At 66.6% G+C, this 19,437-nt stretch carries 20 protein-coding genes; 17 read left to right on the top strand and 3 right to left on the bottom strand.

The genetic code is table 11. The features are described from left to right. Nucleotides 1–34 precede the first annotated feature (34 nt). The gene (locus AC3WMA_RS09280; RefSeq protein ID WP_492285098.1) at nt 35–532 is read left to right on the top strand and encodes a TRAP transporter small permease; all 498 of its coding nucleotides are present in this window, start codon (nt 35–37) and stop codon (nt 530–532) included. Continuing rightward, a complete protein-coding gene (locus AC3WMA_RS09275) occupies nt 529–1,815 on the top strand; it encodes a TRAP transporter large permease (RefSeq protein WP_492285097.1) in 1,287 nt (428 codons plus the stop codon). Before AC3WMA_RS09280 ends, AC3WMA_RS09275 begins: the two co-directional genes overlap by 4 nt. A 42-nt stretch (nt 1,816–1,857) precedes the next feature. On the opposite strand, the gene ppk2 is transcribed toward AC3WMA_RS09275, so the two are convergent. After that, nucleotides 1,858–2,766 (bottom strand): polyphosphate kinase 2, encoded by a 909-nt coding sequence (gene ppk2, locus AC3WMA_RS09270; RefSeq protein WP_492286078.1) that lies wholly within the window; start codon nt 2,764–2,766, stop codon nt 1,858–1,860. 166 nt (nt 2,767–2,932) lie between these two features. Between ppk2 and AC3WMA_RS09265 the strand changes: the two genes are divergently transcribed. From AC3WMA_RS09265 to phoB, 7 genes are all read left to right on the top strand, one after another. Beyond that, nucleotides 2,933–3,991: an ATP-binding protein gene (locus tag AC3WMA_RS09265; protein ID WP_492285096.1), complete on the top strand. Its 1,059-nt coding sequence runs from the start codon at nt 2,933–2,935 to the stop codon at nt 3,989–3,991. 113 nt (nt 3,992–4,104) lie between these two features. After that, entirely contained in the window at nt 4,105–5,130 is a 1,026-nt protein-coding gene (gene pstS, locus AC3WMA_RS09260; protein WP_492285095.1) for a phosphate ABC transporter substrate-binding protein PstS, read from the top strand. A gap of 156 nt (nt 5,131–5,286) precedes the next feature. Continuing rightward, a complete protein-coding gene (gene pstC, locus AC3WMA_RS09255; RefSeq protein WP_492285094.1) occupies nt 5,287–6,261 on the top strand; it encodes a phosphate ABC transporter permease subunit PstC in 975 nt (324 codons plus the stop codon). A gap of 11 nt (nt 6,262–6,272) precedes the next feature. After that, nucleotides 6,273–7,157 (top strand): phosphate ABC transporter permease PstA, encoded by an 885-nt coding sequence (gene pstA / locus AC3WMA_RS09250; protein WP_492285093.1) that lies wholly within the window; start codon nt 6,273–6,275, stop codon nt 7,155–7,157. Between the two features lie 45 nt (nt 7,158–7,202). Further along, on the top strand, nt 7,203–8,003 hold the full coding sequence (gene pstB, locus AC3WMA_RS09245) for a phosphate ABC transporter ATP-binding protein PstB (protein ID WP_492285092.1): 801 nt from the start codon (nt 7,203–7,205) through the stop codon (nt 8,001–8,003). A 23-nt stretch (nt 8,004–8,026) separates the two neighbouring features. Continuing rightward, a complete protein-coding gene (gene phoU, locus AC3WMA_RS09240) occupies nt 8,027–8,746 on the top strand; it encodes a phosphate signaling complex protein PhoU (RefSeq protein ID WP_492285091.1) in 720 nt (239 codons plus the stop codon). 13 nt (nt 8,747–8,759) lie between these two features. Next, nucleotides 8,760–9,467: a phosphate regulon transcriptional regulator PhoB gene (gene phoB / locus AC3WMA_RS09235; protein WP_047576054.1), complete on the top strand. Its 708-nt coding sequence runs from the start codon at nt 8,760–8,762 to the stop codon at nt 9,465–9,467. A 3-nt stretch (nt 9,468–9,470) separates the two neighbouring features. Here phoB and AC3WMA_RS09230 read toward each other — a convergent pair whose 3' ends face one another. Together AC3WMA_RS09230 and AC3WMA_RS09225 are read right to left on the bottom strand one after the other, a co-directional pair. Then, nucleotides 9,471–9,857 (bottom strand): SpoIIAA family protein, encoded by a 387-nt coding sequence (locus AC3WMA_RS09230; RefSeq protein WP_492285090.1) that lies wholly within the window; start codon nt 9,855–9,857, stop codon nt 9,471–9,473. A 54-nt stretch (nt 9,858–9,911) separates the two neighbouring features. Next, entirely contained in the window at nt 9,912–10,838 is a 927-nt protein-coding gene (locus AC3WMA_RS09225) for a LysR family transcriptional regulator (protein ID WP_492285089.1), read from the bottom strand. 94 nt (nt 10,839–10,932) lie between these two features. On the opposite strand from AC3WMA_RS09225, the gene argH reads away from it, so the two are divergent. From argH to sucC, 8 genes are all read left to right on the top strand, one after another. Further along, nucleotides 10,933–12,348, top strand: a complete 1,416-nt coding sequence (argH, locus tag AC3WMA_RS09220) for an argininosuccinate lyase (RefSeq protein WP_492285088.1) — start codon at nt 10,933–10,935, stop codon at nt 12,346–12,348. Continuing rightward, entirely contained in the window at nt 12,345–13,238 is an 894-nt protein-coding gene (locus tag AC3WMA_RS09215) for an amino acid ABC transporter permease (protein WP_492285087.1), read from the top strand. Before argH ends, AC3WMA_RS09215 begins: the two co-directional genes overlap by 4 nt. After that, nucleotides 13,235–14,029, top strand: coding sequence for an amino acid ABC transporter ATP-binding protein (locus tag AC3WMA_RS09210; RefSeq protein ID WP_492285086.1), 795 nt, complete (start codon nt 13,235–13,237; stop codon nt 14,027–14,029). The genes AC3WMA_RS09215 and AC3WMA_RS09210 overlap by 4 nt, the downstream gene beginning before the upstream one ends. A 37-nt stretch (nt 14,030–14,066) precedes the next feature. Then, nucleotides 14,067–14,897, top strand: coding sequence for an ABC transporter substrate-binding protein (locus AC3WMA_RS09205; protein ID WP_492285085.1), 831 nt, complete (start codon nt 14,067–14,069; stop codon nt 14,895–14,897). Nucleotides 14,898–15,103: 206 nt separating this feature from the next. After that, nucleotides 15,104–16,282, top strand: a complete 1,179-nt coding sequence (zapE, locus tag AC3WMA_RS09200) for a cell division protein ZapE (RefSeq protein WP_492285084.1) — start codon at nt 15,104–15,106, stop codon at nt 16,280–16,282. A 2-nt stretch (nt 16,283–16,284) separates the two neighbouring features. After that, nucleotides 16,285–16,884, top strand: a complete 600-nt coding sequence (locus tag AC3WMA_RS09195; protein WP_061969969.1) for a TetR/AcrR family transcriptional regulator — start codon at nt 16,285–16,287, stop codon at nt 16,882–16,884. A 311-nt stretch (nt 16,885–17,195) separates the two neighbouring features. Continuing rightward, entirely contained in the window at nt 17,196–18,158 is a 963-nt protein-coding gene (gene mdh, locus AC3WMA_RS09190; protein ID WP_492285083.1) for a malate dehydrogenase, read from the top strand. Nucleotides 18,159–18,236: 78 nt separating this feature from the next. Beyond that, nucleotides 18,237–19,433, top strand: coding sequence for an ADP-forming succinate--CoA ligase subunit beta (sucC, locus tag AC3WMA_RS09185; protein WP_492285082.1), 1,197 nt, complete (start codon nt 18,237–18,239; stop codon nt 19,431–19,433). Nucleotides 19,434–19,437: the final 4 nt, after the last annotated feature.

The following is a 19,437-nucleotide window of genomic DNA, read 5'->3' as shown; positions in this document are numbered from 1 at the left end:
CTGGCCATGTGAATCAAGGAAGCCGATGGTCTCCGTGAAATCCCTCGCCGCATTGGCGGACCGGCTGGTGTATTGGGCCGCTGTCGTGCTGCTGCTCTCGCTGCTTACTGTGGTGGTGCTTGGCGTATTCTTCCGCCAGATCAACCAGCCGCTCGCCTGGTCGGACGAACTGGCGCAGTACCTGCTGGTCTGGACCGGCTTCGTCGGCTGGATCATCGCGGGGCGGCGGCGTTCGCATATCCGCATCATGGTCTTCGCCGAGAAGCTGCCCCGTCCGGCGCAAGCGGCCTTGGAGATCGCGACGCAAGTTGCGGTGATCATCTTCGCCGGGGTCCTGCTGCGCTATTCCTGGGCGCTGATCGAGCGGACCTGGGACGTGGAATCGATCGCGCTGCCGATCTCATCCGCCGCGCTCTACATCGTCATGCCCTTCGCGGCGCTGGCGCTGATCCTGCAGGCGCTGGCGGAGGTCGGCGACGTGCTCGCCGGGCGCAAGGTCGCGGTCGCGGAGCCGGGAGCGCAGGCGCTATGACCACGCTGATGCTGCAGATCCTGCCGGTCTGGTTTCTGGCGCTGATGATCGGCGTGCCGCTCTTCGTCTCGATGGGGCTGGCGGCCATCGCCTTCGCCTTCCTCGGTGGCTTCCCGCTCGGCATCGTGCCGCAGAAGATCGCGCAATCCGCCAATTCCTTCCCGCTGCTGGCGGCGCCGCTGTTCATCCTGATGGGCAACATCATGAACTCGGCGGGGATCACCGACCGAATCTTCGGTTTCGCCACGGCCTGCGTCGGCTTCATGCGCGGCGGGCTCTGCCACGCCAATATCCTCGCCAGCGTGATCTTCGCGGGCATGTCAGGCTCGGCTGTCGCCGATGCCGGCGGCGTCGGCACGCTCGAGATCAAGGCGATGCAGGACGAGGGCTACGATGCCGAGACGGCCGCCGCGATCACGGCTGCCTCCGCGACGATCGGGCCGATCATCCCGCCTTCGCTGCCGATGGTGATCTATGGCGTCACCGCCGACGTCTCGATCGGCGGGCTGTTCATCGCCGGCATCATTCCGGGCCTCCTGATGGCCGGCGCGCTGATGGCGATGGTCGTCTACATTGCCCGGAAGCGCGACCTGCCGCGCCATCCGTTTCCGGGCGCGCGCCAGCTCTGGGTCGCCTACAAGGAGGCACATTGGGCGCTGATGACGCCGGTCATCCTGTTCGGCGGCATGATGGGCGGCATCTTCACGCCGACCGAGGCGGCGGCGGTCGCGACCGCCTATGCGCTGGTGCTAGGCCTCTTCGTCTATCGCAGCTTCACGCTGAAGAGCCTGCCGGAGCTCGTGGTCCAGACGGTCGAGACCACCGGCGTCGTGCTGGCGCTGGTGATGGCGGCGGCGGCGCTCGGCTGGTGCCTGTCGATCTCGCGCATTCCGCAAGTGGTCGGGCCGGCTCTCGTCGAATTCGCCGGCAGCCCGATCGTCTACCTGCTGATCGTCAACCTCCTGCTGCTCTTTGTCGGCTGCTTCATGGAGGCGCTGGCGGCGATGCTGATCCTGATCCCGATCCTGACGCCGGCGGCGGCGCAGTTCGGCATCGATCCGATCCAGTTCGGGCTGATCTTCGTGCTCAACCTGATGATCGGCACGATCACACCGCCGGTCGGGGTGGTGCTGTTCGTGACGTCGAAGGTCGCGAACATCTCCTTCGAGGCGATGTCGCGAGCGATTCTGCCCTGGCTTGCGCCGCTTGTCGCCGTGCTGATCGCGATCACGCTCTGGCCGCCGCTGACGACCTGGCTGCCGCAATTGATCATGGGGCGCTGAGAGTGTTCGCTCGGGTACTGTTGGCGCGGGGGCGTTCCTCGTTTACCGCCCCTCCGGCTCGCCGCCATTGTCGAGGTAGCGGCTCACGGGAATGACGATCTCCTCGTCCAGCGTGCCGATCGCCGCCTCGTCCTTGTCCTTGTAGGGCACCAGGCGCAGGACGTGGCGGATGGCGTTGAGCCGGGCGCGAAGCTTGTCGTTGCTGCGCACGACATGCCAGGGCGCGGCCTCGGTCGAGGTGCGCGAGAGCATCTCGTCGAAGGCGCGGGAATAGTCGTCGAAGCGCGGGATCGACTCGAAATCGATCGGCGAGAGCTTCCAGCGCTTGAGCGGGTCGTGCCAGCGGGCGTGCAGGCGCGTCATCTGCATCTCGCGCCCGATCGTCAGGAAGAGCTTGATCAGGCGGACGCCGTCGCGGGCGAGCATGCCCTCGAAGGCGGGCGCCTCGTCAAGGAAATGCTCGGTTTCCTCCGGCTTGCAGAAGCCCATGACGCGCTCGACGCCGGCACGATTGTACCAGGAGCGGTCGAAGAACACGATTTCGCCGGCTGTCGGCATCTGCGCGGCATAGCGCTGGAAATACCATTGACCCCTCTCGGTATCGGAGGGTTTCGACAGGGCGACGATGCGGGCCTGGCGCGGATTGAGATGCTGGGTGAAGCGGGCAATGGTGCCGCCCTTGCCGGCGCCATCGCGCCCCTCGAAGACGATGACGATGCGCTCGCCATGCTTGGCGGCCCAGCGCATCAGCTTCTGCAGTTCGATCTGCAGCGGCTCCATCTCGCGGTCGTAGCGCTTGCGCTTCATCCGCTTGCCGTAGGGGTAGTTACCACTGTGGTAGGCGGCGTCGACGATGGCTTCCGGCAGGCTGTCGGCCTCGATGTCGAAGCCTTTCACCTTGCGGGATTTGGTGCGGGCCTTGGCCGGCCGGGCGTGATCATCCGACGGCACGACGATGGGTTCCTTGACGTCCGAGCCTGAGAACTTCTTGGCCATCATGATATCTCCGCTTCGGCAGCAGCCTAGCCGGCTAGGCCGCGGAAGGGAATTGACGCCCGCCGCGCTTCCGCTCAGGAAGAGGCCCCGTCGGCATCCGCCGTCTGTCTCCGGGCTTTCCATGGTCGACCTATCCGCTTCCAATGCCGCGCTGGTGCGGGACGTGATCGAGGCGTCCGGCGCGCCGGCCGTTCTGCTCGACGGGCAGGGCGTGGCGCAGGCGCTGAGCCCGGCCATGCAGGCGCTGATCCCGGGCGTTGCCGTCGGGAAGCTTCTCGCGCTGGTGCTGCGCGACCCCGATCTCAACGATGCGATCGAGCAGGTCGCGGTCGAAGGCGGGCGCAAGACCGTCGAGCTCGTCGAGCGTGTGCCGGTCGAGCGCACCTTCCGCATCCATATCGCCGCGCTGAAAGACAGCGGCCTGCGCCATGCGACGCTGCTGACCTTCCAGGACCTGAGCGAGCAGCGCGTGATCGAGCGCATGCGCGTCGATTTCGTCGCCAATGCCAGCCATGAACTGCGCACGCCACTGGCCTCGCTGCTCGGCTTCGTCGAAACCCTGCAAGGGCCGGCGCGCAACGACGAGCGGGCGCGCGAGCGCTTTCTCGGCATCATGCGCGAGCAGGGCCTGCGCATGGCGCGGCTCGTCGACGACCTGCTCTCGCTGTCGCGGATCGAGCAACGCGCCCATGTCGCGCCGGATACTCCGGTCGACCTTGCCGGCATCGCCCGCGAGATCGTGGACTCGCTGACGCTGATGGCCAGGGAGCGCGATGTCACATTGGCGCTGAAGACGCCGCGCGAGGCCTTGCAGGTGCCGGGCGACCGCGACGAATTGCTGCGCCTGATGGAGAACCTCGTCGAGAACGCGATCAAATACGGCAAGCCCGGCGGCGAGGTCGCGATCACCGTCGAGACCGGCGAGGGCGAGGCCAGCTTCAGCGTGCGCGACGACGGGCCGGGCATCGCGCCGGAGCATCTGCCGCGCCTGACGGAGCGTTTCTATCGGGTCGATACCGCCGCGAGCCGCGAAGCCGGCGGCACGGGCCTGGGTCTCGCCATCGTGAAGCATATCGTGCTGCGCCATCGCGGGCGCCTGACGATCGAGAGCAAGCCGGGCGAGGGCGCGACCTTCAAGGCGATCCTGCCACGTTTCGAGGCCGGGCGAGCCCACGGCTAGACGGTGCATGCGGGCATCTATGACAGCTTTCATGACGGATTGTCATTTGGCTGTCATACAGAGGGTGTTCTGACAGGGCCGCTGCATATAGCGACCAGATGAGGACATCTCACATGCGCAAGATTCTCGTTCTCGCGGCCGTTGCCGCCGGGATCGCCGGTTCCGCCCAGGCTGCCGACATCACCGGCGCCGGCGCGACCTTCCCCTTCCCGATCTATTCGAAGTGGGCCGAGGCCTACAAGAAGGAGACCGGCACCGGCCTGAACTACCAGTCGATCGGCTCGGGTGGCGGCATCCGCCAGATCAAGGCCAAGACCGTCGCCTTCGGCGCCACCGACGCCCCGCTCAAGGGCGAGGACCTGACCAAGGACGGCCTGATCCAGTTCCCGACCGTGATGGGCGGCGTCGTGCCGGCCGTGAACATCGCCGGCGTCGAGCCGGGCAAGCTCAAGCTCTCGGGCGAACTCATCGCCCAGATCTATCTGGGCGACATCAAGAAGTGGAACGATGCCAAGATCGTTGCGCTGAACCCGGGCGTCACCCTGCCGGACGCGAACATCAACCCGGTCTACCGTTCGGACGGCTCGGGCACGACCTTCGTGTTCACCGACTATCTCGCCAAGGTCTCGGCTGACTGGAAGTCGAAGATCGGCGCCAACCAGTCGGTCCAGTGGCCGGTCGGCATCGGCGGCAAGGGCAACGAGGGCGTTTCGGCCTCGGTCAAGCAGGTCGCCAACTCGATCGGCTATGTCGAGTATGCCTATGCCAAGCAGAACAAGCTCTCCCACGCCCTGGTGAAGAATGCCGACGGCAACTTCCCGGCGCCGGAAGAGAAGGCCTTCCAGGCCGCGGCCGCCAACGCCAACTGGAACGAGCAGCCGGGCTTCGGCATCTCGCTGAACAACCAGAAGGGCGCGGATGCCTGGCCGATCACCTCGGCGACCTTCATCCTGGTCTATGCCAAGCCGGAGAAGCCGGAAGAGACGCAGGCCGCGCTGAAGTTCTTCGACTGGGCCTACAAGTCCGGCGACAAGCTCGCCAGCGAGCTCGACTACGTCGCCCTGCCGGCGACCGTGAAGGATCAGGTCCGCAATGCCTGGAAGGGCGTGACCGATCCGGCCGGCAAGCCGATCTTCTGATCGCTGCGATCGAACAGGCGAGGCGGGTTTCGACCCGCCTCGCCGCACTCTTCAAGCCCTCATCCTGAGGAGCCCCCTCGGGATGCTCTTCAGGATGAGGGCTGGGATCGGGCGGGTCTCCCGACGATCCCGGCAACGCCACCGGAGCCTCCGCGGATGACCGCAGCAACCGACATGACGAGCATTCCCGGCGCGACGCCGATCGTGCGGAAAACGCCGAAGGCCGGGTTCGACCTGTTCTTCCGCAATGCCAGCTTCGGCGCGGCCCTGCTGGTGCTGGTGCTGCTCGCCGGCATCATGATCTCGATGATCATCGGCGGCTGGCCGGCCTTCCGCGAATTCGGCCTCGGCTTCCTGACCTCCAGCGTCTGGGACACGCAGAACGAGCAGTACGGCGCCTGGCCGGCGATCGTCGGCACGCTCTCGACGGCGCTGATCGCGCTGGTGATCGGGGTGCCGCTCTCGCTCGGCATCGCGGTCTACCTGACGCAGCTCGCGCCGGCCTGGTTCAAAAGGCCTGTCTCGACCGCGATCGAGCTGCTCGCCGCCGTGCCCTCGATCATCTACGGCATGTGGGGCCTGTTCGTCTTCGTGCCGCTCTTCGCGGCCTATGTGCAGATCCCGCTCTCGAACATCGTCGAGGGCATGCCGATCGTCGGCACGGTGCTTTACTCGCGCTCGCCCTCGGGCCTCGGCATCTTCACCGCCGGCATCATCCTCGCCTTCATGATCGTGCCCTTCATCGCCTCGATCACCCGCGACATGCTGGAGCAGATCCCGTCGGTGCTGCGCGAGAGCGCCTATGGCATCGGCGCGACGACCTGGGAGGTCGTGCGCCATGTGCTGGTGCCGCAGGCTGGCGTCTCGATCATCGGCGCGATCATGCTGGGGCTCGGCCGCGCGCTCGGCGAGACGATGGCCGTGACCTTCGTCGTCGGCAACGCCAACCGGCTCTCGGCCTCGATCCTCGATCCCGGCTCGACCATCGCCTCACGCATCGCCAACGAGTTCAACGAGGCGATGGGCCTGCAGCTCAACGCGCTGATCGCGCTCGGCTGCATCCTGTTCTTCGTCACCTTCGTCGTCCTCGTCATCGCGCGGCTGCTGGTCGCCCGCGTCAAGCGCTACTGAGGCTCATCTCCATGACCATGACGACCACGCCTCGCGAATTGCCGCATCAGCCCTGGGGCCGCGTGCGCCAAACCCGCCGCACGGCCGACCGGATGATGAAAATCATCGCCACCGGCTTCACCTTCACCGCCATCTTCGTGCTGTTCTGGATCCTCGGCATGCTCGTGGTGAAGGGCATCGGCGGCCTCTCGGTCGCGACCTTCACGGCGGTCACGCCCGGCCCCGGCAGCGAAGGGGGCGGCCTCGCCAACGCCATCGTCGGCTCCTTCGTGCTGACCTTCCTCGGCATCGCCATCGCCACGCCGATCGGCGTGCTCGCCGGGACCTGGCTCGCCGAATACGGTCGCAGCTCGAAGCTCGCCAACCTCATCCGCTTCATCAACGACATCCTGCTCTCGGCGCCGTCGATCCTGATCGGCCTGTTCGTCTACGTCATCCTGGTCGAGCCGTTCCGCGGCTATTCCGGCTGGGCCGGCGGTGTCGCGCTCGGCATCATCGCGATCCCGGTGATCGTGCGCACCACCGAGGACATGCTGAACCTCGTGCCCGGCCCGCTGCGTGAGGCTGGCGCCGCGCTCGGCGCGCCGCCCTCCGTCGTCATCACCTCGGTGACCTGGCGCGCGGCCAAGGCCGGCATGGTCACCGGTATCCTGCTGGCGCTCGCCCGCATCGCCGGCGAGACCGCGCCGCTGCTCTTCACCGCGCTCAACAACAATTTCTGGTTCTCGCCGACGCTGGTCGGCGGCGTCTCCAACCTGCCGGTGACGATCTACCAGTTCGCCTCCGCCCCTTACGAGAACTGGCAGCAGCTCGCCTGGGCCGGCTCGCTCATCATCACCGTCTCGATCCTCGTGCTCTCGATCGTTGCCCGGCGTATCGTCGCCGGCAGCAAGTGAGCCTGAAACCAACCCGGTCGCGACCGACCTTGAGGACCTAAGTCGATGCTTTCGACCCTTGAACTCTCCCCCCAGTCGCTCGATGCCGAGGCGCCCGTCCGGATCGCGGTGAAGCACCTCGATTTCTACTACGGCGAGCACAAGGCGCTGAAGAACATCAATCTCGATTTCCGTGACCGGCATGTCACGGCGCTGATCGGCCCGTCGGGCTGCGGCAAGTCGACCCTGCTGCGCATCTTCAATCGCATCTACTCGCTCTATCCGGAGCAGCGCGCGGAAGGGCAGATCATGCTCGACGGCCGCAACATCATCTCGAACGACGTCGACGTGAACGAGTTGCGCTCGCGCGTCGGCATGGTCTTCCAGAAGCCGACGCCCTTCCCGATGTCGATCTACGACAACGTCGCCTTCGGCATCCGCCTCTACGAGAAGCCGCCGAAGTCGGAGCTCGACGATCGCGTCGAGGGCGCCCTGCGCCGCGCCGCGCTCTGGGACGAGGTCAAGGACAAGCTGAAGAGCTCCGGCATGGGCCTCTCCGGCGGCCAGCAGCAGCGCCTGTGCATCGCGCGCACCATCGCGCAGAAGCCGGAAGTGATCCTGTTCGACGAGCCGACCTCGGCGCTCGACCCGATCTCGACCGGCAAGATCGAGGACCTGCTGGAGCAGCTCAAGAGCGATTTCACCATCGCCATCGTCACGCATAACATGCAGCAGGCCGCGCGCATCTCGCAGTACACGGCCTTCATGTATCTCGGCGAGGTCATAGAGTTCGCGCCGACCAACACGATCTTCATGAACCCCGCCAAGAAGCAGACCCAGGACTACGTCACCGGCCGTTTCGGCTAAGCGGCGACGAGGAGGACACCCCTATGACCGACCACATCGTCCGCTCCTACGACACCGACCTTGAAGGCATCCGCCGCAGCCTCGCCGAAATGGGCGGCATGGCCGAGCGCATGCTGGGCGATTCCACGGTGGCGCTCGTTCGCCGCGATACCGCGCTCGCCCAGAAGATCATCTCGGCCGACCAGCGCCTCGACAATCTCCAGCGCGAGGTCGAGGAGAAGGCCGTGCTCACCATCGCCCGGCGCCAGCCGCTGGCGCAGGACCTGCGCGAGCTGATCTCGGCGATCCGCCTCGCCTCCGATATCGAGCGGGTCGGCGATCTCGCCAAGAACATCGCCAAGCGCGCCGTCGCGATCGCCGGGCAGTTCCAGCCGCCGCATCGCGCGGTCGTCGGCCTCGAGCATATCAGCCGCCTCGTGCAGGCCCAGCTCAAGGACGTGCTCGACGCCTATGCCGCGACCAACGAGCAGAAGGCGCTCGAGGTCTGGAAGCGCGACGACGAGATCGACGCGCTCTACACCTCGCTGTTCCGCGAACTCCTGACCTATATGATGGAGGATCCGCGCAACATCACCTTCTGCACGCATCTCCTGTTCTGCGCCAAGAACATCGAGCGCATCGGCGACCACACCACCAATATCGCCGAGACCATCCACTACCTCGTCACCGGCGACTCGCTCGATGCGAACCGCCCCAAGCTCGACACGACCAATATCGAGGTCGAAGCGGTGACGGGAAACTAAGGTCAAAGCCGACATGGCCGCACGTATCCTGATCGTCGAGGACGAGGAGCCGCTGACCCTGCTGCTGCGCTACAACCTCGAAGCCGAGGGCTTCGAGGTCGACAGCGTCGCGCGCGGGGACGATGCGGAATTGCATCTGCGCGATCACACGCCCGATCTCGTCCTGCTCGACTGGATGCTGCCGGGCCTGTCCGGCATCGAGCTTTGCCGGCGCCTGCGCTCGCGGCGCGACACCGAGCGCGTGCCGATCATCATGCTGACGGCGCGCGGCGAGGAGACCGAGCGAGTGCGTGGCCTTGCGACCGGTGCCGACGATTACGTCGTGAAGCCGTTCTCGCTGCCGGAGCTGATCGCGCGCATCCAGGCGCTGTTGCGCCGGGCGAAGCCCGGCCATGTCGCGGGGCTGCTGGCGGCCGGCGATCTCGAACTCGACCGCACGACGCGGCGCGTCCGCCGCGCGGGCAGCGAACTCCATCTCGGCCCGACCGAGTTCCGTTTGCTGGAGTTCCTGATGCAGGCGCCGGGCCGGGTCTATTCCCGTGCCCAGTTGCTCGATGCCGTCTGGGGCCGCGACGTCTATATCGACGAGCGCACGGTCGACGTCCATGTCGGGCGGCTGCGCAAGGCGATCACGCCGGGCGATGCGAAGGACCCGCTGCGCACGGTGCGCGGTGCCGGCTATGCCTTCGACGAGACCTTCGCGCGAGGCGGCGCTGCATAAACCTCAGGCGTCGGGGCCGCCCTCGATATCGCCGGCCCATGCCAGCGCCCTGTCATAGTCCTCGGGCTTGAAGGCGCGGACCTTGACGAAGGGGATCGCCGGATCGAGCAGATCGATGAAGCCGGCGAGCCAGCCCTTGTTCGTGATCACGGCTTCCTTGGGGAAGCGCTTGAGTTCCCAGAGCTTGCCGATGCTGTAGCGCGCGTCCTTCCAGGCGGCGGTGAGCGTCAGGTCGGTAAAGTCGGAGAGATCGACAAGCACGCCGATCTTCTCGTGGCGAGCGAGCTTCGTGTCGATATCGGCCATGATCGCGTCGACATCCTCCCCGGTCAGCGTCTGCATCAGACGATAGGCTGCGACATGATCCGGCGCGGGCAGAATGGTCAGCATGGCTCCTCCTTGCCAACGACAACGCACGGAGGAAGAGGAGGTTTCGCCAGCCGGTCAGGCGGGTTGGACAGGTGCTCGCGTGGCGGCGTCGAATTGGGCGGCTTCTGATTTCAGCCAAGCGATGAAGGCGTCGAGCCCGGGGCGCGGCGGCTGGTCGAGCGGGCGCGTCAGCCAGCAGCCGATCGCGCTGGTGAAGCCGAGGCCCAGCGGATTGACCAGCGCACCCGAAACCAGTTCGTCGGCGACATAGCAGCGTGGCGCCAGCGCGAAGCCCAAGCCGGCGACGGCGGCGCTGGTGATCACCGAATAATAGCCGTAGCGCACGGTGTGCTCGGGCACCGCGCCGCGCAGGTCATGCGCCTCGGTGAACTCGGCCCAGAAGGTCGGCATCTGGTAATGCTGGAGCAGGGTCGCCTTCTGGATGTCGGCGGCGCGGCGGAAACCGCCCATGCGCTCGATCAGGCTGGGCGCGGCGACCAGCGCGACATCGCGGCCGAAGAGATAATGCGCCTCCTTGCCGGGCCAGGGCTCGACGCCATGGGCGATCTCGATATCCGGCTCCTCGGTCTCGCTCTCGCTGACATAGTTGGTGAACTGCACGTCGACGCCGGGATGGGCCTCGGCAAACGCAGGGAAGCGGGCCATCAGCCAGCGCTCGCCGGCGATCGCGACCATATGCAGGCGGATCGGCCGGGCGATGGCGTTGCGCTCCACCAGACGCCGCGCGCCGCGCTCCATCTGCTCCAGCGCCGCCTCGGCATAGGGCAGGTAGATCGCTCCGGCCTCGGTGAGCTTGAGCCCGAGAGGGCTGCGGTCGAACAGCACGGCGCCGAGATGGTGCTCCAGCGAGAGGATCTGCTTGGAGACCGCGCTCTGGGTCAGGTTGACCGACTGGGCGGCACGCGCGGTCGAGCCGAGCCTTGCGACGGTGGCGAAGGCCCTGAGCGCGGTCGATGACGGAGGGGGCCGGCCGGCCGCCATGGGGTATTCCTTTTTGGACTATCGCGGCGGAGATCGTTTCGTTTGCCGGTGTCTCGGTCAAGAGGCCATTCTTCCCGCAGGGGAGAACGACATCATGAACCAGACGACCCGTCTCTGGGGCGGCCGCTTCCGCAAGCAGCCGGACCCGCGCCTGATGAAGCTGTCGAGTGCGGCTGGCGAGCATGCCCGGCTGGTGCCGCAGGATGTCGCGGGCGGCAAGGCCCATGCGGCCGAGCTCGGGCGCGCCGGCCTGCTGACGGCCCAGGAACTCGAGACCATCCTGGCCGCGCTCGACGGGATCGCCCGCGACACCGTCGAGGGGCGGATCGCTCCCGGGCCGGACGACGAGGACGTCCATACCTTCATCGAGCGCATCCTGACCGAACGCATCGGCCCGACCGGGGCGAAGCTCCGCGCCGGGCGCTCGCGCAACGACCAGGCGGCGAACAATCTCAAGCTCTATCTGCGGGGCAAGTCGCGCACGCTCGCCGGGATGCTGGCGGAGCTGCTCACCGCGATCGCCGACCAGGCCGAAGAGCATGCGGCCTCGGTCTGCCCCGGCTTCACCCATCTCCAGAGCGCCCAGCCCGTCACCTTCGGCCATTGGCTGATGGCGCATGGCCAGGTGCTGATGCGCGACGCCTCGCGCCTGACCGACTGGGAGAAGCGCTCGGGCCAGTCCCCGCTCGGGGCGGCGGCGCTCGCGGGCTCGGCGATCACGTTGAACCCGGAACTCAGCGCCAAGGCGCTCGGCTATGACGGGCCGTTCGAGAATTCGGTCGATGCGGTCGGCGCGCGCGACCATGTCGCGGAGTTCCTGTTCGTCGCGGCGATGCTGGCGACGAACCTGTCGCGGCTCGCCGAGGAGGTGACGCTGTGGACCTCCCGGCAATTCGCCTGGGTGACGCTGGACGACGCCTTCGCGACGGGCTCCTCGATCATGCCGCAGAAGAAGAACCCGGATATCGCCGAGATCTCGCGCGGCCGGGCGGCGCGGCTGGCCGGTGACCTCGTCACCATGCTCGGCGCGCTGAAGGGGCTGCCGCTGTCCTATAATCGCGACCTCGCCGAGGACAAGCGCACGGGTTTCGACGCCGTCGACGTGCTGGAAGAGGTGCTGCCGGCCTTTGCCGGGCTGATCGCCAGCATGAGCGCCGACCCCGCGATCATGCGGGCGCAGGCCGGCTCCGGCTTCGCGCTGGCGACCGAAGTCGCGGATCATCTGGCGCGCAACGGCGTGCCCTTCGCCGAGGCGCATGAGATCACCGGTGCGCTGGTGCGTTATTGCGAGGAGATGGGCCGCGAGCTTGAATCGCTCGATGCCGTCGATCTCCGGGCTGTCGATCCCCGGCTCGATGCCGGCGTGCTCGACCAGTTGACGCTCGATGCCGCGGTCGCCGCGCGCAGCGGCCGTGGCGGCACGGCGCCGGAGCGGGTGCGCGAGCAGATCTCACGCTTCCGCGGCAAGCTCGCCGATCTCGAAACCTGGAGCCGGGAGGGCGGGCGATGAGCGACGCGACATCTTCGATCAGCAGCCGCGATCTCGCGGCGGTCTCGCAGCTCAGGATCGTGCCACGGCGCTTCTACGGGCGCTGGTTCGCTTCCGCCGTCATCCTCGCGATCCTCGCCTGGATCGTGATGGCCTTCGTCGAGGGCGACATCGCCTGGCCGGTGGTACGGCAGTTCTTCACGGCGCCGGCGATTATCGCGGGCCTCGGCAACACGCTGATCATGACGGCCTGCGCGATGACGCTCGGCATCGTGCTCGGGGTCGTCTTCGCGATCATGTACATGTCGCCGAACCCGGTGCTGCGCAGCGTCGCGCTGTTCTACATCTGGTTCTTCCGCGGCACGCCGCTGCTGCTTCAGCTCCTGATCTGGTTCAACCTGGCGCTGGTCTTCCCGACCATCGGCATTCCCGGCCTGTTCTCCTGGCGCACGATCGACATCATCGGGCCGTTCATGGCGACGCTGCTCGGGCTCGGCATGAACCAGGGCGCCTATACCGCCGAGGTGGTGCGCGGCGGCATCCTCTCCGTCGATACCGGGCAGACCGAGGCCGCCAAGTCGATCGGCATGACGCGGCTGACGACGCTGCGCCGAATCGTGCTGCCGCAGGCGATGCGCGTCATCATCCCGCCGGTCGGCAACGAGGTGATCAGCATGGTCAAGCTGACCTCGGTCGCCAGCGTGATCCAGTATGCCGAGATCCTGCGCAACGCGCAGACCATCTACTACGCCAATGCGCGCGTCATCGAGTTGCTGATCGTCGCGGCCGGCTGGTACCTGCTCGTGGTCACGATCTTGCAGGTCGGACAGTATTTCCTCGAACGCCATTTCTCGAAGGGGCGGGGAGGGCGGCGCGTCAAACGCGCGGCGGTGCAGGAGGACGCGGCATGAGCGCGGTCGAGACCCAGGCCAAGGCCGACAGCGCGATCGTCACGATCGCCAATGTCAGCAAGCTCTTCGGCGACCTGAAGGCGCTGAACAACGTCTCGCTCTCGATCGAGCCCGGCACGGTCCAGTGCATCATCGGGCCGTCGGGCTCGGGCAAGTCGACGCTGCTGCGCTGCATCAACCAGCTCGAGAAGATCGACCAGGGCGCGATCCGCGTCGATGGCGAGCTGATCGGCTATCGCCGCGTCGGCGACGAATTGCACGAACTGACCGATGTCGAGATCGCGCGCCAGCGCCTCGCCACCGGCATGGTGTTCCAGCGCTTCAACCTGTTCAACCACATGACGGCGCTGCAGAACATCATCGAGGGGCCGCTCACGGTGCTGAAGCAGCCGCGCAAGCAGATCATCGCCGAGGCGATGGCGCTGCTGGAGCGCGTCGGCCTCGCCGACAAGCGCGATTCCTATCCGAGCGAATTGTCGGGCGGGCAGCAGCAGCGCGTCGCCATCGCCCGCGCGCTGGCGATGAAGCCCAAGCTGATGCTGTTCGACGAGCCGACCTCGGCGCTCGACCCTGAACTCGTCGGCGAGGTGCTCAACGTGATGCGCGATCTCGCGGCCAGCGGCATGACCATGATCGTGGTCACCCACGAGCTCGGCTTCGCCCGCGAGGTCGCCGGCGACGTCGTCTTCATGGACAAGGGCGAGATCGTCGAGCAGGGCCCGCCGCAGACCGTGCTCGTCTCGCCCAGCCAAGCGCGCACGCGCGACTTCATCGCCGCCGTCCTGAAGTGACGGCGAGGGTATTCGTTTCAAGAGAGGGAGAGACCACATGCTTCGTTTGACCATCGCCGCCGCGTTGCTCGCCGGCACCGCGCTCGCCGCGCAGGCCCAGGCCCTGCCTGAGCGCGTCAAGACCGCCGGCAAGATCGTGATCGCGACCCAGCCGAACTATCCGCCGATCGCCTTCAAGGATGTCGCGACCAACCAGCTCGCCGGCTTCGACATCGAGCTGGGCGAGGCCATCGCCAAGGAGCTCGGCGTCAAGGTCGAGTGGCAGGAGACCGCCTTCGCCCAGATGCTGCCCTCGCTGCAGACCGGCCGCGTCGATGCCGTCATGGCGGGCATGAGCGACCTGCCGGCCCGGCGCGAGACCGCCGATTTCATCGACTACATGGATTCCGGCGCGCAGTTCTACACGGTCACCGCCTTCAAGGACACGATCAAGACCCCCGAGGATCTCTGCGGCAAGAGCGTCGGCGCCAGCCGCTCGACCAACTGGCCGCGACAGATCGGCGAGTGGAGCGAGGCGAACTGCGTCGCCAAGGGCAAGCCGGCGATCAACGTGGTCGGCACCGAGGGCTCGGTCGACGCGCGCACGCAGCTCAAGACGCAGCGCCTGCAGGGCGGCGTCCAGGGCAGCGAGACGATGAGCCATTTCCAGAAGCTGGAGCCGAACACCTATATCCCGCTCGGCAAGCCCTTCACCCATTCGCTGGCCGGCATCCCCTTCGCCAAGACGGCGGAAGGCACGCAGCTGCGCGACGCGGTCAAGGGCGCGCTCGACCGGCTCCAGGCCAACGGCACCTATGACAAGCTGATCGAGAAGTACGGCCTCGCCAACAACGCGGTGAAGCCGGTCACCATCAACCAGGGCAAGTGAGCCCGGCCTGAGCATCTGCACGTCATGCTCGGGCTCGACCCGAGCATCTCGGAAACCAGCGCTCTTTGGTCATGAGATTCTCGGGTCGACGCGATGCGTCGCCCGAGAATGACGTTCCTCCCCGGAAACATCCCGGCGGGCTTGCCGGGGCGGCTGCGCTGCCGTAACCCGGTCAGGTCTCATCCGGATCGCCAGCGCCCGCCGTCATGTCAGCCTCGATCACCGACCGTTACGCCGCCCTGGTCGAGGCGGGCGCCATCGAGCGCGATCCCGCGCAGGTCGCGGTGGTCAGGAAGCTCCAGGCGCTGACCGAAACGCTCGCCGCCCGTCGGCTAGCCCGGAAGGGCAGCGCGCTCGGCTGGCTCTTCGGCCGCAAGCCCGACACGGCGGCGGCGCCGAAGGGGCTCTATGTCTGGGGCTCGGTCGGCCGCGGCAAGACCATGCTGATGGACATGTTCTTCGAGGCGGCGCCGGTGAAGCGCAAGCGCCGCGTGCATTTCCACGAGTTCCTGGCCGACGTCCATGGCCGCATCAACACCTATCGCCAGAAGATCAAAAGCGGCGAGGTCAAGGATTCCGACCCGATCGCGCCGGTCGCGGCGGATCTCGCGGACGAGGCCTATCTGCTCTGCTTCGACGAATTCACCGTCACCGATATCGCCGATGCGATGATCCTGGGCCGGCTGTTCACGGCGCTGTTCGCTGCCGGCGTCGTCGTGGTCGCGACCTCGAATGTCGAACCATCGCGGCTCTATGAGGGCGGGCTCAACCGGGCGCTGTTCCTGCCTTTCATCGAGCTGCTGCAGACCAAGGTCGAGGTGCTCAAGCTCGATGCGCGCACTGATTTCCGGCTGGAGAAGCTCGGCGGCGCGCCGGTCTATCACGTCCCGGCCGACGAGAAGGCGAGGGCCGCGCTCGATGCCGCCTTCAAGGCGTTGTCGGGCAAGGCGCAGGGTGCGCGCATGGTGCTCACCGTCCAGGGCCACGACCTCGTCCTGCCGGAGGCGGCCGGCAGCGTCGCACGGGCAGGCTTCGTCGATCTCTGCGCGCAGGCCTATGGCGCCTCCGACTACATCGCACTGGCGCAGCGCTTCCACACGCTGGTGCTCGACGACATCCCGATCCTCGATTTCGACCGGCGCAACGAGGCCAAGCGCTTTATCATCCTGATCGATACGCTCTATGAGCATCATGTGAAGCTCGTCGCCTCGGCGGCGGCCGAGCCGCATGAACTCTATCGCGCGAGCAAGGGGCGCGAGGCCTTCGAGTTCGACCGCACCGTCTCGCGCCTGATCGAGATGCGCTCCGAGGAGTATCTCGCGATGCCGCATGGTCGGCCGGATTCCGCGGCGAGCGGCGACACCACTGGCCTGGTCGAGACCTGACGATGCCGCAGCGCGAGCCGAGCGAGACCCGCATCCTCACGGTCGCCGGCGAGCATCTGCGCAAGTTCGGGCTGAAGCGCTTCACCGTCGTCGCCGTGGCGGAAGAGGCGGGCATGACCCATGCCAATGTCTACCGCTACTTCCCCTCCAAGGGCGCGCTGATCGACGCCGTCGTCGATGTCTGGCTGAAGGCGACGGAGCGCCGGCTCGCCGATGTCGCGGACGGGCCCGATCCTGCGGACGACAAGCTGGAGCGCCTGATCCTGGCGCTGGCCAAGGCCAATCGCGACCTCTTGACCGAGGAGCCGCATCTCTTCGCGGCCTTGTCGCTGGCGGTGGCCAAGCGGCACGCGATCAGCCGGCGCAACCGGACCCGCGTGCGTGCCCTGTTCGAGCGCGTGGTCGACGAGGGCATGGCGACCGGCGTGTTCGAGCCACGCGACCGCGACCGGGCGATCGCCTTCGTGATCGATGCCACCAACCGCTTCATCCATCCGGCCTCGCTGGCGCTGGAGGCGGATGTGCCGCAGGCTTCGGTCGATACGCGGCTCTCGACCCTGATCCGGGTGATCCTGCGGGTGCTCGGCAGCGGGATCGTGTGAATAATCTGGTGACCAATTACAATTTCTGTAAATTGTAATTGCCAGATTTCGTTCCGCTTGGAACCGAGTGCGGTTGTGCCTCTCTTCTAAGTTATTGAAAAATATAAGCCGCTCTCGCGCGGTGTCGCGCGAGGCGCCCGATGCCCGAGAAAAGCCGCTTTTGCGGCGAGGGTTGCGGCAAAAGGCCGGTTTGGGCCAAAGGAACGCACGGTTTGGCCGGGTCCCCGGCCTGTCGCAGCGCCAAGGCATTTTGAATGTCGAAGCCGGCAGTGGCCGGATCGATGGTAGCGCCAGAAACAAAGGACTAGGCAATGGCCCGTAAGAAGATCGCCCTCATCGGCTCCGGCCAGATCGGCGGCACGCTCGCTCACCTCGCCGGCCTCAAGGAACTGGGCGATATCGTCCTGTTCGACATCGCCGAGGGCATTCCGCAGGGCAAGGGCCTGGACATCGCCGAGTCCGCTCCGGTCGACGGCTTCGACGCCGGCTACAAGGGCACGAACTCCTACGAGGACATCAAGGGCGCCGACGTGATCATCGTCACCGCCGGCGTGCCGCGTAAGCCCGGCATGAGCCGCGACGACCTGATCGGCATCAACCTCAAGGTGATGAAGTCGGTCGGCGAGGGCATCAAGCAGTATGCCCCGAAGGCCTTCGTGATCTGCATCACCAACCCGCTCGACGCGATGGTCTGGGCGCTCCAGAAGTTTTCGGGCCTGAAGCCCAACATGATCTGCGGCATGGCCGGCGTGCTCGATAGCGCCCGCTTCCGCCACTTCCTCGCCGAAGAGTTCCAGGTCTCGGTCAAGGACGTCTCGGCCTTCGTGCTCGGCGGCCATGGCGACGACATGGTGCCGCTGGTCCGTTATTCGGGCGTCGCTGGCATTCCGCTGCCGGACCTCGTCAAGATGAAGTGGACCACGCAGGAGAAGCTGGACGCCATCGTCGAGCGCACCCGCAAGGGCGGCGGCGAGATCGTCAACCTGCTCAAGACCGGCTCGGCCTTCTACGCTCCGGCGGCTTCCGCGATCGCGATGGCCGAGAGCTATCTCAAGGACCAGAAGCGCGTGCTGCCGGCCGCTGCGGCTCTCAAGGGCCAGTACGGCGTCAAGGACATGTTCGTCGGCGTGCCGGTCGTGATCGGCGCCAAGGGCGTCGAGCGCGTCGTCAAGATCCGCCTCAACGGCGCCGAGAAGGAGATGCTGGCGAAGTCGGTGGCTTCGGTGCAGGGCCTGATCGACGCCTGCAAGAACATCGACTCGTCACTCGCGTGATCTAGAGCGAGGGCGGCGGCGCGGAGACGCGCGGCCGCCCTTTCGTCAATTGTTGTCGCTGTCAGGGAAACCGAGCACATGAACATCCACGAATACCAGGGCAAAGCCATCCTCAAGGAATTCGGCGCGCCCGTTTCGGCCGGTTTCCCGGCACTGACGGTGGCGGAGGCGGTCGAGGCCGCCAAGAAGCTGCCGGGGCCGCTTTACGTCGTGAAGTCGCAGATCCACGCCGGCGGGCGTGGCAAGGGCAAGTTCAAGGAACTGCCGGCCGACGCCAAGGGCGGCGTTCGCCTCGCCAAGTCGGTGGCCGAGGTCGAGGCCCACGCCAAGGAGATGCTCGGCAACACGCTGGTCACGATCCAGACCGGCGAGACCGGCAAGCAGGTCAACCGCCTCTATATCGAGGACGGCTCGGACATCGAGAAGGAGTTCTACCTCTCGGCGCTGGTCGACCGCGAGACCTCGCGCATCGCCTTCGTCATCTCGACCGAAGGCGGCATGGACATCGAGGCCGTCGCCCATGACACGCCCGAGAAGATCGAGACCTTCTCGGTCGACCCGGCGACCGGCATCATGCCGCATCACGGCCGCGCCATGGCGCGCATCCTCGGGTTGCAGGGCGACCTCGCCAAGCAGGCCGGCACCGTGCTCGGCCAGATCTACAGCGCGTTCGTGGCCAAGGACATGGACATGCTGGAGATCAACCCGCTGATCGTGACCACCCAGGGCCAGCTCAAGTGCCTGGACGCGAAGGTTTCGTTCGACTCGAACTCGCTCTACCGTCATCCCGAGGTCGTTGCGCTCCGCGACACCACGGAAGAGGACGAGAAGGAGATCGAGGCCTCCAAGTACGACCTCGCCTATATCGCGCTCGACGGCACGATCGGCTGCATGGTCAACGGCGCCGGCCTCGCGATGGCGACGCTCGACATCATCCAGCTCTACGGTGAGAGCCCGGCGAACTTCCTCGACGTCGGCGGCGGCGCCAGCGAAGAGAAGGTGACGGCGGCGTTCAAGATCATCACCGCCGACCCGAAGGTGAAGGGCATCCTCGTCAACATCTTCGGCGGCATCATGAAGTGCGACGTCATCGCGCGTGGTGTCATCGCCGCGGTGAAGGCGGTCGGCCTTCAGGTTCCGCTGGTGGTGCGCCTCGAAGGCACGAATGTCGAGGAAGGCAAGCAGATCATCCGCGACTCCGGCCTCAACGTCATCCCCGCCGACGACCTCGACGACGCCGCGCAGAAGATCGTCGCCGCGATCAAGAAGGCCTGAGGAG

It is taken from the genome of Allobosea sp. FW305-C-101, from assembly GCF_058783685.1.
The sequence above is the reverse complement of the archived record's forward strand: the minus strand, read 5'-3'. Positions and strand labels throughout refer to the sequence as shown.

Coding starts and splice junctions, on each gene's coding strand:
- AC3WMA_RS09265 (WP_492285096.1), top strand. CDS start 2,933: ATGGTCGACCTATCCGCTTCCAATGCCGCGCTGGTGCGGGACGTGATC.
- phoB (WP_047576054.1), top strand. CDS start 8,760: ATGGCCGCACGTATCCTGATCGTCGAGGACGAGGAGCCGCTGACCCTG.
- sucC (WP_492285082.1), top strand. CDS start 18,237: ATGAACATCCACGAATACCAGGGCAAAGCCATCCTCAAGGAATTCGGC.
- AC3WMA_RS09225 (WP_492285089.1), bottom strand. CDS start 10,838: ATGGCGGCCGGCCGGCCCCCTCCGTCATCGACCGCGCTCAGGGCCTTC.
- AC3WMA_RS09195 (WP_061969969.1), top strand. CDS start 16,285: ATGCCGCAGCGCGAGCCGAGCGAGACCCGCATCCTCACGGTCGCCGGC.
- AC3WMA_RS09205 (WP_492285085.1), top strand. CDS start 14,067: ATGCTTCGTTTGACCATCGCCGCCGCGTTGCTCGCCGGCACCGCGCTC.
- pstC (WP_492285094.1), top strand. CDS start 5,287: ATGACCGCAGCAACCGACATGACGAGCATTCCCGGCGCGACGCCGATC.
- pstB (WP_492285092.1), top strand. CDS start 7,203: ATGCTTTCGACCCTTGAACTCTCCCCCCAGTCGCTCGATGCCGAGGCG.
- zapE (WP_492285084.1), top strand. CDS start 15,104: ATGTCAGCCTCGATCACCGACCGTTACGCCGCCCTGGTCGAGGCGGGC.
- AC3WMA_RS09210 (WP_492285086.1), top strand. CDS start 13,235: ATGAGCGCGGTCGAGACCCAGGCCAAGGCCGACAGCGCGATCGTCACG.
- pstS (WP_492285095.1), top strand. CDS start 4,105: ATGCGCAAGATTCTCGTTCTCGCGGCCGTTGCCGCCGGGATCGCCGGT.
- pstA (WP_492285093.1), top strand. CDS start 6,273: ATGACCATGACGACCACGCCTCGCGAATTGCCGCATCAGCCCTGGGGC.
- mdh (WP_492285083.1), top strand. CDS start 17,196: ATGGCCCGTAAGAAGATCGCCCTCATCGGCTCCGGCCAGATCGGCGGC.
- phoU (WP_492285091.1), top strand. CDS start 8,027: ATGACCGACCACATCGTCCGCTCCTACGACACCGACCTTGAAGGCATC.
- AC3WMA_RS09215 (WP_492285087.1), top strand. CDS start 12,345: ATGAGCGACGCGACATCTTCGATCAGCAGCCGCGATCTCGCGGCGGTC.
- AC3WMA_RS09275 (WP_492285097.1), top strand. CDS start 529: ATGACCACGCTGATGCTGCAGATCCTGCCGGTCTGGTTTCTGGCGCTG.
- AC3WMA_RS09230 (WP_492285090.1), bottom strand. CDS start 9,857: ATGCTGACCATTCTGCCCGCGCCGGATCATGTCGCAGCCTATCGTCTG.
- argH (WP_492285088.1), top strand. CDS start 10,933: ATGAACCAGACGACCCGTCTCTGGGGCGGCCGCTTCCGCAAGCAGCCG.